The sequence below is a fragment of the Streptomyces sp. NPDC008125 genome (assembly GCF_042957125.1).
Lineage (GTDB): Bacteria > Actinomycetota > Actinomycetes > Streptomycetales > Streptomycetaceae > Streptomyces.
Map to the genome: position 1 here is coordinate 135530 of NZ_JBIBHR010000002.1, position 13985 is coordinate 149514.

Here is a 13985-nt window from a genome sequence, read left to right on the forward strand (position 1 = left end):
CAAGACGGGCTCATGGACGGACGGTTGCGGGCGGTGCTGTTCATGGCCGTCGTCGTCGGTGCCTTCGTCGAGGTCGGTGCGGAGCACCAGCGGTACGGCCTGCTGGTGAACGCGTTCGCCCTCGCGGCGGTAGGAGTCGTGGGCGCGGCAGCCGTGCTCGGATTCGGCCGTGCCGACGGTCCCGGCCCCGGGTCCGCCCCCGGGTCCGTACCGACGCCGGACCGGCTCGTACGGGAACCCGCGCCGGGCACGCCGGTTCCGGTCTGCCGCTACGCCGACGGACCGGCGGCGCCGCAGCCCCGGCCCCCGGGGCCCCGGCCGTTCCTGCGCGAGCGGCCGACCGACCTCGGCGTGCCCCGCTTCGGCGACGGCGCCCGTGCCCAGGGCTACCCCTGGCTGCTGCCGGAACGCACGGTGCAGAACGGGATCGCCGCCGACGAGGCCACCGTCGGTGCCTTCACCATCCGCGGGGCCTCGGTCATCGGGCCCGGCCACCGCTGCGGCCACCCCGCCGAGCCGCGCCAGGACTCGTACCGGATCGGGCGCACCCGGGACAGCCGGCACGCGATCGTGGCCGTGGCCGACGGCCTGTCCAGCGCGCCCTGGTCCGACACCGGCGCCACCACGGCCTCCAGCCAGGCCGTCACCCTGCTCCGCGAGCAGATCGAGACGGTGGGCTTCGCCGGGCTCGACGTGAAGGAGCTGTACGGGCGGATCGCGGCATCGATCGCCGCGCAGGCGTCGGGCCGGGGCGTCGCCACCTCGCACATGGCCACCGTGCTGATCACCGCGGTGCTCACCGAACCGGACGCGAACGGCGTCGCGAAGGTCTGGGTCTCCTGGCTCGGCGACAGTTCGGCGTGGACGCTCGACCCGCAGGTCCCGCTGTGGCGGTTCACCTCCGGCGAGGCCAAGGACCGGGCGGCCGCGGTCGTCTCGAACGAGGTCGCCGGCCGGTTGCCGGACACCCCCCACCTGGCCCGGGACCACTACCTCACGCTGCCTCCCGGCGCCGCCCTCGCCCTGGTGACGGACGGCGTCGGTGACGCGTGGGCGGACCCGGCGGGCAACGTCAACGAGTACTTCGCGAACGCCTGGCGCTCGCCGGTCCCGGCCACCCGGTTCACCGCCGACGTCGGCTTCGACGCACCCCAGTGCCTCGACGACCGCACCGCGGTCGTGCTGTGGAACGGCGGCCGGGCATGACCGGCTCCACTCCCGCCGACGGCGGTGCCGCCGGCCCGGCGGACGTCCGGCGGGACTGGAAGCTGCCGCGGACCGTGAGCCTCGGCGATCTCGGGCCGCTGGCCGATCCGGTCTCCGAGCACAACGGCCAGGCCATCGCCGTGAGGCCGCTGAAGGACCATCCGGGCTGGCTGGCCAAGCTCTACCGGCCGGGTCTGCTCCCGGAGGACGCCGACCGCCTCGACCTGCTGATCTCGGCTCCGGGCACGCTGCCGGAGGCGGACCGCGCACTCCTGTACGCCGGGACGTGCTGGCCCGCGGCCCGGATCCAGGAGCCCGGCAACCCGGCCGTCGGCTGCGTGATCCCGATGGCACCCGAGCACTACCGCTCCGAGCTGCGGCGCGGCGGGTTCGGCGAGCGGCGGTTCGTGGAGATCGACTGGCTGGCGAAGTCCGACGAGTCCATCGGGGGCATCGGACTGCCGCCCCCCGGCCCCGCGGGCAGGCTGGCCGCCTGCCTCCGGCTGACGGAGCTCGCCGCGATCCTGGAGACGCTGGGCCTGGTCTACTCGGACTGGTCGTTCTCCAACGCCTTCTGGAGCCCGGACCGGCGCTCCGTCTATCTCATCGACGTCGACGGCTGCCAGCCGGAGAAGATGCCCGACGTCCACCAGCCGAACTGGGCCGACCCGCTCACGCCGCCGGGTACCGACGCGGACGAGTACACCGACCGCTACCGGATCGGCCTGCTCGTCGCCAAGTGCATGACGGGCCGGCGGGACGCCCACGCCTTCCACACCGTCGCGGCCTCCCCGTGGCAGAACCAGCCCGCCGTCTCCGAGGTACTCCTCGACATGCTGCTCGCGACCGACCGTGAGCGGCGCCCCTCGGCCGCTCAGCTGAACCGGGCGCTGGACGGCGGTCCCTACCTCAGGCCCTCGCCACGTCCGGCCCGCGGCGAACTGCCGCCCTTGCCCCCGCCGCCGGTACCGCGGCCCCCCACCCCCGGTGACGCCGAGAACGGGGACGAGACCGAGGTCACGACCCCCGAACGCCCGGACTCCGACCTGCAGGCCGTCGGCTGGATCGTCGTCCTCACCATCGCCGTGGTCCTGCTCTTCCTCGTCACCGCCAGCCACTAGCCCGAAGGTGCACCCATGTCGCTCTGCCTGCCCACCTACGTGGTGATCGACGCGTCCTCGTCGATGAAACCGCACGAGGCCGTACTCAACGCGACCCTCGCCCGCCTGCACCTCAACCTGGCGATGAATCCCCGCGTCTCGGAGTTCGCCCGGGTCAGCGTGGTCGCCTTCTCCACCGATGTGCACGTGGTGATCCCGATGTCCGACATGGAGCAGGTGCCGGCCATGCCCGAGGTGATCTGCGGCGGCCGCACCGAATACGGCAAGACCTTCGACCTGATCCGGGAGTGCATCGAACGGGACGTCAGCGACCTGAGGGCACAGCACCTGGACGTACTGCGGCCGACGGTCTTCTTTCTGACCGACGGCAGCCCGACCGACACGCACTGGCAGGACGCCTTCCGCAGACTCGCGGACAGGAACTGGCCCCGCCACCCGCACGTGATCGCCTACGGCTTCGGCAGCGCGCAGCGCGCCGTACTGGAGAAGGTGGCGACCAAGGCGCTGTTCATCGCCGACGGTTCGGACACCGAGTCGGCGCTGAGCGAGGCGATCACCGGTCTGCTCAACACCCTGATCGCCTCGTCGGCGACCGGACGGATGCAGATCGCCACCGACGTCAGGGGCTTCACCTACGTCGAGGTCGCACAGGAGTACGTGGACTGATGAGCACCCCCGACCCACGCTCCCCGATCCCCCGGCCCTCGCGCGCCTCCACCGGACTGACCACCCTGGCCGTGGTGCTGCTCCTCTGCGGCGCCTCTGTCCAGCTGACCGGCAACCTCCTCGGCTCCCCCGCCAACGGAAGCGGAGGAGCCCCGCACCCACCGAAGACCGTCCAGCCGGCCCCCACCCGCTCCCACGCCACCCGGTCCGAGCCCCCGTCCCCCCTGCCCAGCCCCTCGGCCCCCCGCACGCCCCCGACAACGGCTCCCCCGCTCCGCCCCCCGGCCGCCCCCACCACCCCGACTCCCACCACCCCGACTGCCACCACCCCGACTCCCACCACCACAGCGCCCGCCACCACCGCGCCCCCCAGCACCGGCCCCGACTGCACCGAACCCGACGCGTGGCCCTGCGCCACCCCGTGGCAGGAGACGCGCGCCACAGGCGGATGACGCGAGCACCCCGTCACCACACCAGCCCGTACCGGGAGACACCCATGGGAATGCTGCACGCGATCCGGATGCAGAAACTCGTCGCGGACGCCAGGCGCGCCCGCGCTGAGGGGGACGACGTCTTCGAAGCCTCCATCGACATCGACCCCCGGGCCATGTCCCGGGTCAGGAACCCGATGAAGAAGATCCGCAAGGAGATCGACCTGGTCGTCCAGTCCGTCGAGGCCGTCGGCTGGAAGTGCGTGGACATCGGCCAGTTCATGTACTCGATCGACCTGACGTTCGTCCGGAAGCGCTGACTCGGCCACTGCCGCACCACCCTCCGTACGGTGGCCGCCCCGGCCGGCGTGGACATGGCCCTCGCCGCCGCTCCCTTCGGAACTCTTACGGCTCGCCACGCCCCGGCCACGACGGCGGGCATGAAAAAGCCCCAGGTCACGGCGAGTGAGTCCTGGGGCAATTCCGAGCCGCCTTCGGGATTCGAACCCGAGACCTACGCATTACGAGTGCGTTGCTCTGGCCAACTGAGCTAAGGCGGCACGCCCTGTCGCACCATGGTGCGATCAGCAGCGGGGCCAAGTCTACACAGTTTCGAGGAGTGCTCCGTACCACCCTCCCCGGGGCCCCTCCCCGCAGGTCAGGGCGGCCCCGGGGAGGGGCGGTGCGGGGCGGAGCCCGGTCAGGAGCAGGTGGTCCCCTTCTTCGGAACGGTGCCCTCCAGCAGGTAGCGGTTGATCGCGGTGTCGATGCAGTCGCTGCCCCGGCCGTACGCGGTGTGGCCGTCGCCGTCGTAGGTGAGCAGGGTGCCGGAGGTGAGCTGGTCGGCGAGGGAGACGGCCCACTTGTACGGGGTGGCCGGGTCGCGGGTGGTGCCGACGACGAGGATCGGGTCGGCGCCCTTCGCGTGGGTCGCGTGCGGGGTGCCGGTGGGGTCGACCGGCCAGTACGCGCAGTTCAGGGCGGCCCACGCGAAGTTCTTCCCGAAGACCGGCGAGGCCTTCTCGAAGCTCGGCACGGCCTTCTCCACGGCGGAGGTGCCGGAGAAGGCGGCGGGCAGGTCGAGGCAGTTCACCGCGTAGTTGGCGTACATGAGGTTGGCGTACGAACCGTCGGGCGAGCGCTCGTAGTAGCTGTCCGAGAGGGCGAGCAGGCCGGAGCCGTCGCCGTGCTGGGCGCCCGCGACGGCCTCGCGGAGCTGGGGCCAGGCGGACTCGTCGTACATGGCGGCGATCACGCCCGTGGTCGCGAGGGACTCGCCCAGTTCGCGGTCCTCGCCGGTCGGGACCGGCTTGGCGTCCAGGTCCTGGAAGAGCCGCTTCAGCTCCGCCGCCGCGTCGGCGGTGCTCGTGGTGCCCAGCGGGCAGTCCTTCTCCTTCACGCAGTCCGCCGCGAAGGACTCGAAGGCGCCCTCGAAGCCGGCCGTCTGGTCACGGTTGACGTCGACGGCGGACAGCGACGGATCCAGCGCCCCGTCCAGGACCAGGCGCCCCACCCGGTCCGGGAACAGGTCGGCGTAGGTCGCGCCCAGGTACGTACCGTACGAGGCGCCCACGTAGTGCAGCTTCTCGTCGCCCAGGATCTCGCGCAGGATGTCCATGTCGCGGGCCGAATCGGCGGTGGAGACGTACGGGAGGATCTTGCCGGAGCGCTTCTCGCAGCCGTCGGCGAACTTCTTGAAGGCGGCGCTCAGCTTGTCGATCTCCGCCTCGTCGTCCGGCGTCAGGTCGACCTGCGTGAACGCGTCCATCTCCTTGCCGGTCAAGCATTCGACAGGCTCGCTGCGGGCCACTCCGCGCGGGTCGACGGCCACCATGTCGTACCGGGCGCGGACCTGCGCCGGGTAGCCGAGAGCGGCATACCCCTGGAGGTACTCGATGGCCGAGCCGCCGGGGCCGCCCGGGTTCACCAGGAGGGAGCCGATCCGCTCGCCCGGCCCGGTCGCCTTCTTCCGGGAGACGGCCAGATCGATGTCCCCGTCCCCCGGCTTTCCGTAGTTCTTCGGCGCCTTCATCGTCGCGCACTGGAAGCCCTCGACGCCGCACTCCCCCCACTTCAGCTTCTGCGCGTAGAACGGGGCGAGGTCCTTGGCCGAGACGGTCGCCGAGGAGCCGACGGCGGACGCACTGGGCGTCGAACCGCCGCTCGTGCAACCGGAGACGAGCAGGCCGGCAGTGCCGAGCGCGGTAGCGAGGGTCTGGAGCAGGCGCCTGGAGTCCATGCCCGGAGCGTAGCCGTCCGGTGACGAGTCGTCCGATTTCCTCCTCATTTGGGTGAAGGGGAGGTGGAGCGGCCAGGCGGGCGCGGAGGGAGCGCGCGAGACCGCACCGAGCCGGGGCGGGCGCAGCGAGCTGCCGGGAACAGCCACGCCGCCCTGAGCCCGCACGGAACCGGCCCGCCCCGCACGGCACCCGCCCGGACCGCACGGAAAAGCCGCCCCGCGCTCTCAGCCTGCGCGCAGGGCCATCGTCATCGCCTCCACCGCCAGCAGCGGCGCCACGTTCCGGTCGAGCGCGCGGCGGCAGGCGATCACCGCCTCGATACGGCGAAGAGTCTGCGCGGGCGCCGAGGACTCGGCGATCCGGTCGAGCGCGTCCTGCGCGTCGGTGTTGGCGAGGGCGATCCGCGAGCCCATCTGGAGGGCCAGCACATCGCGGTAGAAGCCGGTGAGGTCGGAGAGGGCGAGGTCGAGGCTGTCGCGCTGAGTACGCGTCTTGCGTCGCTTCTGCTTGTCCTCCAGCTCCTTCATCACGCCCGCCGTGCCGCGCGGCATCCGGCCGCCGGCGGCCGCGCCGAGCGCCGCCTTCATCTCCTCGGTCTCCTTGACGTCGACCTCCTCGGCGACCTGCTTGGCGTCCTCGGCGGCCGTGTCGATCAGCTCCTGCGCCGCCTTGAGGCAGCCGCCCACGTCCGCGACGCGCAGCGGGACCTTGAGCACGGCGGCACGGCGGGCCCGCGCCCGCTCGTCCGTCGCGAGCCTGCGGGCGCGGCCGATGTGCCCCTGGGTGGCGCGGGCCGCGGAGTGCGCCCGCTCGGGGTCGATGCCGTCGCGGCGGATGAGGACGTCCGCCACCGCTTCCACCGGGGGCGTGCCCAGCGTGAGGTGGCGGCAGCGGGAGCGGATCGTGGGCAGCACGTCCTCCAGCGACGGCGCGCAGAGCAGCCACACCGTGCGCGGGGCAGGCTCCTCCACCGCCTTCAGCAGGACGTTCCCGGCGCCCTCGGTCAACCGGTCGGCGTCCTCCAGGACGATGACCTGCCACCGGCCCACGGCCGGCGAGAGCTGGGCGCGGCGCACCAGCTCACGCGTCTCCTTCACACCGATGGAGAGCAGGTCCGTGCGGATCACCTCGACGTCGGCGTGCGTACCGATGAGGCTGGTGTGGCAGCCGTCGCAGAACCCGCAGCCGGGAGCCCCGCCCATGGCCCGGTCGGGGCTGGTGCACTGGAGGGCGGCGGCGAAGGCCCGGGCGGCGGTGGACCGGCCGGAGCCGGGCGGTCCGGTGAACAGCCAGGCGTGCGTCATCTTCGAGCCCGGGGGGACAGGCTCGCCCTGGGCCGTCGCGGTGACCAGGATGTCGGCGTCACGGGCGGCAGCCGAGAGCTGCTCCTGCACCCGGTCCTGACCGACCAGGTCGTCCCATACGGACATGGTCACCGCCCTTCCGGTGGTGTCGTGCGGTCCTGCGGTGACGATGACCGGAGGCGTACTGCGCGCGGGGTACCGCGCGCTTCCATTGTGGGGGACCCCACCGACAATCCCGACGCCGTACGGTCTCCGGGGCGAGGATCACGTGCACGCGTCGCCGACGGCGGGCCCGCCGCATGCGAGCGCCCCCGGTCCGGGGGTCCGGTCCGGGGGCGGTCGGTGCCGTCGTACGCGTACGGCGGGGCGGGCGGGGGCGTCCTCAGCGGCGCGGGCGCCGTCGGCCGGCGCCGGATCCGTCCTCGTCGTCGTCATGTCCGCCGAGCAGCTCGTCGGCGAGCGTCGGCAGATCGTCCAGCGGGGTCTCCTCGGCCCAGTCCGGACGCGGCCGGCGCGGACGGTTCTGCTGCTGCTCGTACGCGGCGCGGTCGGCCGCCGGGTCGCCGCTGATCTGCGGCAGCTCGCGGGTCCGCTCGGCCTCGCTCTCCGCGGCGGAGGGCGCCGGGTCCTCGTCCCGGAAAATGCCCCGGGGAACACGGTCGGCCGGCGCCTCGGGGCGGTACGCCGGAAGCACGGTGGTCTCGTCCGCCTCCTCGCGGTACGCCGGAAGCACGGTGGTCTCGTCGGCTTCCGACGACCCCGCCTGCCCCTTCGCCCCGCGCGAACCGCGCGAACCGCGCGAACCGCGCGAGCCGCCGGAAGCACCCGAGCCGCCAGAACCGCCGGAAGCACCCGAAGAGGCCGAAGAGGCCGAAGAGGCCGAAGAGGCCGAAGAGGCCGAAGAGGCCGAGGCGGAGTCCGATTCCCCGTCCGTGGGACGCACCTTCGGGACCTGCTGGGTGACCTCGTTCGGGTTCACGACCGGTGTCGGCACCGTCAGGTCGTCCCCGGAACCGCCGGACGCGGCGGAACCGCCGGACGCACCCACCGAGCCCGACTTCGTCCACGGGTCCCGCACCGGACGCGAAGCCTCCGCCCGCGCCTCCTCCGCCTTACGCGCGACCTCGGCGCGCTCGGCGGCCAGCCGCTCGGCCTCCGCACGCTCCGCGGCGACCCGCTCGGCCTCGGCACGGGCCGCGGCCTCCGCCCGCGCCCGCGCGGCGGCCTCGGTCGCCGCACGCTCGGCGGCTTCCTCCTCGGCGCGGCGGCGGGCCTCCTCGGCGCGGACCAGGGCTTCCTCGGCCTTGCGCTGCTTCTCCAGCCGGAGCGCCTCGGCCTCCTTGCGGATCCGGGCCTCCTCGGCGGCCTGGAGGCGCAGCCGCTCCTGCTCGGCCTCACGCGCCTTCTCCTCGGCCTCGCGACGGCGCCGGTCCTCCTCCTCGCGGAGGCGGAGCTCCTCGGCGCGCTGCCGGGCCTCCTCGGCCTGGCGCTCGGCCTCGGCCTGGCGGGCCTCTTCCAGCTCGCGCTGCTTGCGCTCCTCCTCCTCGGCGCGCAGCTTGGCGAGCTGCGCCTGGCGCTCGCGCTCCAGCCGCTCCTCCTCGGCCTTGCGGGCGGCCTCCTCCTCGGCCTTGCGCCGGGCCTCCTCCTCGGCCGCCTTGCGCGCCTCCTCCTGGGCCTTGATCTCGGCGTCGGAAAGGGGCAGGACCCGGTCGAGCCGGTGGCGTACGACGGTGGTGATGGCCGCCGGTTCCTGGCCCGCGTCCACGACGAGGTACCGCACCGGGTCGGCCGCCGCGAGGGTCAGGAAGCCGGAACGCACCCGGGCGTGGAACTCCGGCGGCTCGGACTCCAGCCGGTCCGGCGCCTCGGTGAACCGCTCCCGCGCGGTGGCGGGGTCGACGTCCAGCAGCACCGTCAGGTGCGGCACGAGGCCGCTGGTCGCGAAGCGCGAGATACGGGCGATCTCGACGGGCGAGAGATCCCGGCCCGCGCCCTGGTAGGCGACGGAGGAGTCGATGTACCGGTCGGAGATGACGACCGCGCCGCGTTCCAGGGCCGGGCGGACGACGGAGTCGACGTGCTCGGCGCGGTCGGCGGCGTACAGCAGGGCTTCGGCACGGTTCGAGAGTCCGGCCGAGGACACGTCGAGGAGGATCGAGCGGAGCCGCTTGCCGACCGGGGTGGCCCCCGGTTCGCGGGTCACGACGACCTCGTGGCCCTTGGACCGGATCCACGAGGCGAGCGCCTCGACCTGGGTCGACTTGCCGGCGCCGTCGCCGCCCTCCAGGGCGATGAAGAAGCCGGTCGCGGCGGGCGCGACGGCCGGGTCGCCGCCACGCAGTGCCTCTCGCAGGTCGCGCCGGAGCGGGACCCCCGCGCGGTCGTCCGTCTTGGCGAGGACGAGTGCGGCGACGGGCAGCAGGAGTGCGCCGACGAGCATCAGGGCGAAGGCGGCGCCACCGTGGGCGAAGACGAAGTCTCCGGCGACGAGGCGGTGCCGGCCGAACGCGGCGGCCAGCAACGGGCCGCCGACCGCACCGACCGCGACGGCCACCCGGACGACCGCCTGGAGGTGCGCGGTGGTCCTGGCCCGCCGCGGCTCCTCGGTCTCCTGGTCGATCAGGCCGTGGCCGGTGTGCGCGGCGATCCCGGCGGTGTACCCGGCGAACAGGGCGATCATCAGCCCGGTCGCGGTGTCCGGCACCAGGCCGAGCACCAGCAGCGCCACGCCGGTGAGGGCGAGCGCGAGGGCCAGCAGCCGCCGCCGCGACAGCGCGGGCAGCACCTTCACGGCGGTACGGATGCCGAGGGCGGTGCCGCCGGTCAGTCCGAGGATCAGCAGGGCGTACGTCGCGGGCCCGCCGCCCAGGTCGGCGGCCTGGAGCACGGCGACACCGGCGGCCGCGGCGATCGCCCCGGCCACGGCGGCGCAGGCGGCGACCGTCAGCCGGAGCGCGCCGGTACGGCCCTTCTCGGCACCGGTCCCGTCCGTTCCGTCGGCCGGGCGGCGCAGTCCCTCCAGCGGCGAACGCGGCCGGGGGGTGGGAAGTCCCGGCAGTTCGAGGAAGTACAGGGTCGAGATGGAGGCGGAGAAAAGCCCGGCCGCGACGTACGAGCCGAGAGCCGCCTGGTGCAGCGAGAACCAGTCCAGCCCCGCGCCCAGGAGGTTGCCGACCAGGGTGGCGGCCAGCAGTACCAGCGCGGCGGCGGGCACCGCGAGGAAGTTGGTGCGCAGGGAGAGCCGGCGCAGCGCGTCCAGATGGTCGGGGAGCGGGCGTACGGCCGCGCCCTCGATCGGCGGGGCCGGCAGCAGCGCGGGAGCCGCGCTCTCCTTCGCCACCGACCACAGGCGTTCCCCGGCGCCGGCCAGGAAGACGGTGATCAGGACCATCAGGAGCGCGTTGTCGGGCGTCCAGTCGATCCAGAGCGGCGCGACGACCAGCAGCGCGAGCCGCAGCCCGTCGGCGCCGATCATCAGCCATCGCCGGTCCAGCACTCCGCCGGGGGTCGTGAGCGTCGTCAGCGGCCCCAGGAGTACGGCTCCGAAGAGCACGGTGGAAAAGATCCGGACACCGAAGACGGCGGCGACGGCGAAGGCCGCCCCGCGGTATCCGGTGCCGAATGAGCCCTCGACGACCGCCGCTTGCAGCGACAGCAGCACCAGCACGAGAAGGGCGAGTGCATCGCCGATCCCGCCGACGAGCTGGGCGCTCCACAACCGTTTCAGCGGCTGGATGCGCAGCAGAGCCCGTAGGGCGCGCTCGCGTGAGTCTGCGGCAAGTGTGTCGGAGGTGGGGCTCACGACCGTTGGCTGCTCGGCTCGCGTCATCCGTCCAGCCTATCGGCAGCCGTACGGTCGTCGTTGCCCCGGCCGAACATACGACCGTGCGGCGGACCGGAATGTCATGGCCGGGAACCCGGCCGGGAACCGACTCCGCCGCCTCCGCGGAGCATCGGGATCCACCCCTGAGGGGAGTGGGCCCCGGACACACGTCCGCCGCTCCCGGTCGAAGAACCGGGGGCGGCGGTCGCGCGTGTCGCGGGGTGCGGTGCGGCCCGCACGCCCGGTTCAGTCCTCCGTGGGCGTCGCCGAGGAGGAGGCGGAGCTCGTCGCCTTCTTCGCCGCCGTCGTGGTCTTCGCGGCGGTCGTCTTCTTCGCGGCGGTCGTCGTCTTCTTGGCCGCCGTCGTCTTCTTCGCCGCGGTCGTCGTCTTCTTCGCCGGGGCCTTCTTCGCGGTGGCGGCCTTCTTCGCGGGCGCCTTCTTCGCCGTCTTCTTCTTGGCGGGGCCCTTGGCGCGCTTCTCTGCGAGCAGTTCGTACCCGCGTTCCGGCGTGATCGTCTCGACGCTGTCGTCGGTGCGCAGCGTCGCGTTGGTCTCGCCGTCGGTGACGTAGGCGCCGAAGCGCCCGTCCTTGACGACCACCGGCGCCCCGCTGACCGGGTCGGTGCCCAGCTCCTTCAGCGGCGGCTTGGCGGCGGCCCGGCCGCGCTGCTTGGGCTGCGCGTAGATGGCGAGGGCCTCGTCGAGGGTGATGTCGAAGAGCTGGTCCTCGGAGGTGAGCGACCGCGAGTCCGTCCCCTTCTTCAGGTACGGGCCGTAGCGGCCGTTCTGCGCGGTGATCTCGACGCCCTCCGCGTCCTCGCCGACGACGCGCGGCAGCGACATCAGCTTGAGTGCGTCGGCCAGCGTCACCGTGTCGAGCGACATCGACTTGAAGAGGGAGGCGGTCCGCGGCTTCACCGCGTTCTTGCCGGTCTTCGGCGTGCCCTCGGGCAGAACCTCGGTGACGTACGGGCCGTACCGGCCGTCCTTGGCGATGATCTGGTTGCCGGAGACGGGATCGGCGCCCAGCTCGAAGTCGCCGCTCGGCTTGGCGAGCAGCTCCTCCGCGTACTCGACGGAGAGCTCGTCCGGCGCCAGGTCGTCGGGAACGTCCGCGCGCTGGTGGCCCTCGGAGTCCTTCTCGCCGCGCTCGATGTACGGGCCGTACCGCCCGACACGGAGCTTGATGTCGTTGCCGACGGGGAACGAGGAGATCTCCCGGGCGTCGATGGCGCCGAGATCGGTGACGAGCTCCTTGAGCCCGCCGAGGTGGTCGCCGTCGCCGTTGCCCGCGTCGGAAGCCTTACCGGCGCCGGCGTTGTCCTCGCTCGCGCCGAAGTAGAAGCGCTTCAGCCACGGCACGGACTGGGCCTCGCCGCGCGCGATGCGGTCGAGGTCGTCCTCCATGCGGGCGGTGAAGTCGTAGTCGACGAGCCGGCCGAAGTGCTTCTCCAGCAGGTTGACGACGGCGAAGGAGAGGAACGACGGGACGAGCGCCGTGCCCTTCTTGAAGACGTAACCGCGGTCGAGGATCGTCCCGATGATCGAGGCGTACGTCGACGGGCGGCCGATCTCGCGCTCTTCGAGCTCCTTGACCAGCGAGGCCTCGGTGTAGCGGGCCGGCGGCTTGGTGGAGTGGCCGTCGGCGGTGATCTCCGCGGCGGAGAGCGCGTCGCCCTCGGCGACCTGCGGCAGCCGGCGCTCACGGTCGTCCAGCTCGGCGTTCGGGTCGTCGGCGCCCTCGACGTACGCCTTCATGAAGCCGTGGAAGGTGATCGTCTTGCCGGAGGCGGAGAACTCGGCGTCCCGGCCGTCGCCCGCCCGGCCACCGATCTTGACGGTGACGGAGTTGCCGACCGCGTCCTTCATCTGGGAGGCGACGGTCCGCTTCCAGATCAGCTCGTACAGACGGAACTGGTCGCCGGTCAGCCCGGTCTCGGCCGGGGTGCGGAAGCGGTCGCCGGAGGGGCGGATCGCCTCGTGCGCCTCCTGGGCGTTCTTGACCTTGCCCGCGTAGACGCGCGGCTTCTCCGGCAGGTAGTTCGCGCCGTAGAGCTGCGTGACCTGTGCCCGGGCGGCGGAGATCGCCGTGTCCGAGAGGGTCGTGGAGTCCGTACGCATGTAGGTGATGAAGCCGTTCTCGTACAGCTTCTGCGCGACCTGCATGGTGGCCTTCGCCCCGAAGCCCAGTTTGCGGCTCGCCTCCTGCTGGAGGGTGGTCGTCCGGAACGGGGCGTACGGCGAGCGGCGGTACGGCTTCGACTCGACCGAGCGGACCGCGAAGGCGGAGTCGGCGAGGGCGGCGGCCAGGGCGCGGGCGTTCGTCTCGTCCAGGTGCATGACCTGGCCGGACGCCGCCTTGAGCTGACCGTCCGCACCGAAGTCGCGGCCCTGGGCGACGCGGCGCCCGTCGACCGCGCTGAGGCGGGCGGTCAGGGTGGACGGGTCCGAGGCGTCACCGGTGCGGCCGGTGGCGAAGGTGCCGGTCAGGTCCCAGTACGAGGCGGAGCGGAAGGCGATGCGCTCGCGCTCCCGCTCGACGACGAGCCGGGTGGCGACGGACTGGACACGGCCCGCCGACAGCCGGGGCATGACCTTCTTCCACAGGACCGGCGAGACCTCGTAGCCGTAGAGGCGGTCGAGGATGCGGCGGGTCTCCTGGGCGTCGACCATGCGCTGGTTGAGCTCGCGCGGGTTGGCCACGGCGGCGCGGATCGCGTCCTTGGTGATCTCGTGGAAGACCATCCGGTGGACCGGGACCTTGGGCTTCAGGACTTCCTGCAGGTGCCACGCGATGGCTTCGCCCTCGCGGTCCTCATCGGTGGCGAGGAAGAGTTCGTCGGACTCGGCCAGCAGCTGCTTGAGCTTCCTGACCTGGGCCTTCTTGTCCGCGTTGACGACGTATACGGGCTGGAAGTCGTGTTCGACGTCGACTCCGAGCCGCCGGACCTCGCCGGTGTACTCGTCGGGAACCTCTGCCGCGCCGTTCGGGAGGTCGCGGATGTGCCCGACGCTCGCCTCGACGACGTATCCGGGGCCGAGATAGCCCTTGATCGTCTTCGCCTTGGCAGGCGACTCGACGATGACGAGTCGGCGGCCGCCCTGTGCGGTCTCGCTGGTCGGGGACAACTTCGCTCTTCTCTCCGGTCGGCACTCGATGCGCATCCACGCGGCGGCGATGAGCCACTGGCGGT

At 72.8% G+C, this 13985-nt stretch carries 9 protein-coding genes and 1 tRNA gene; 5 read left to right on the plus strand and 5 right to left on the minus strand.

The genetic code is table 11. The features are described from left to right. The first annotated feature begins 12 nt into the window (after positions 1 to 12). From ACFZAX_RS03295 to ACFZAX_RS03315, 5 genes are read left to right on the plus strand one after another with little or no spacing between them, the layout of a single operon-like run. A complete protein-coding gene (locus ACFZAX_RS03295) occupies positions 13 to 1206 on the plus strand; it encodes a protein phosphatase 2C domain-containing protein (protein WP_390958619.1) in 1194 nt (397 codons plus the stop codon). Continuing rightward, positions 1203 to 2327: a hypothetical protein gene (locus tag ACFZAX_RS03300; RefSeq protein WP_390958621.1), complete on the plus strand. Its 1125-nt coding sequence runs from the start codon at positions 1203 to 1205 to the stop codon at positions 2325 to 2327. Before ACFZAX_RS03295 ends, ACFZAX_RS03300 begins: the two co-directional genes overlap by 4 nt. Before the next feature lie 15 nt (positions 2328 to 2342). Further along, positions 2343 to 2993: a VWA domain-containing protein gene (locus ACFZAX_RS03305; RefSeq protein WP_390958623.1), complete on the plus strand. Its 651-nt coding sequence runs from the start codon at positions 2343 to 2345 to the stop codon at positions 2991 to 2993. Beyond that, positions 2993 to 3445 (plus strand): hypothetical protein, encoded by a 453-nt coding sequence (locus ACFZAX_RS03310; protein ID WP_390958625.1) that lies wholly within the window; start codon positions 2993 to 2995, stop codon positions 3443 to 3445. Before ACFZAX_RS03305 ends, ACFZAX_RS03310 begins: the two co-directional genes overlap by 1 nt. Positions 3446 to 3489: 44 nt before the next feature. Next, on the plus strand, positions 3490 to 3744 hold the full coding sequence (locus ACFZAX_RS03315) for a hypothetical protein (RefSeq protein ID WP_390958627.1): 255 nt from the start codon (positions 3490 to 3492) through the stop codon (positions 3742 to 3744). Positions 3745 to 3910: 166 nt separating this feature from the next. Here the strand turns inward: ACFZAX_RS03315 and ACFZAX_RS03320 are convergent. The 5 genes from ACFZAX_RS03320 to topA form a co-directional block, all read right to left on the minus strand. Then, a tRNA-Thr gene (locus tag ACFZAX_RS03320) sits at positions 3911 to 3984 on the minus strand. Between the two features lie 140 nt (positions 3985 to 4124). Then, entirely contained in the window at positions 4125 to 5663 is a 1539-nt protein-coding gene (locus ACFZAX_RS03325; RefSeq protein ID WP_390958629.1) for an alpha/beta fold hydrolase, read from the minus strand. A 225-nt stretch (positions 5664 to 5888) separates the two neighbouring features. Further along, complete coding sequence (locus ACFZAX_RS03330) at positions 5889 to 7094, minus strand: DNA polymerase III subunit delta' (protein ID WP_390958631.1); 1206 nt, start codon at positions 7092 to 7094, stop codon at positions 5889 to 5891. 256 nt (positions 7095 to 7350) lie between these two features. After that, a complete protein-coding gene (gene tmk, locus ACFZAX_RS03335; RefSeq protein ID WP_390958633.1) occupies positions 7351 to 10797 on the minus strand; it encodes a dTMP kinase in 3447 nt (1148 codons plus the stop codon). Between the two features lie 240 nt (positions 10798 to 11037). Beyond that, entirely contained in the window at positions 11038 to 13920 is a 2883-nt protein-coding gene (gene topA / locus ACFZAX_RS03340; RefSeq protein ID WP_390958635.1) for a type I DNA topoisomerase, read from the minus strand. Positions 13921 to 13985: the final 65 nt, after the last annotated feature.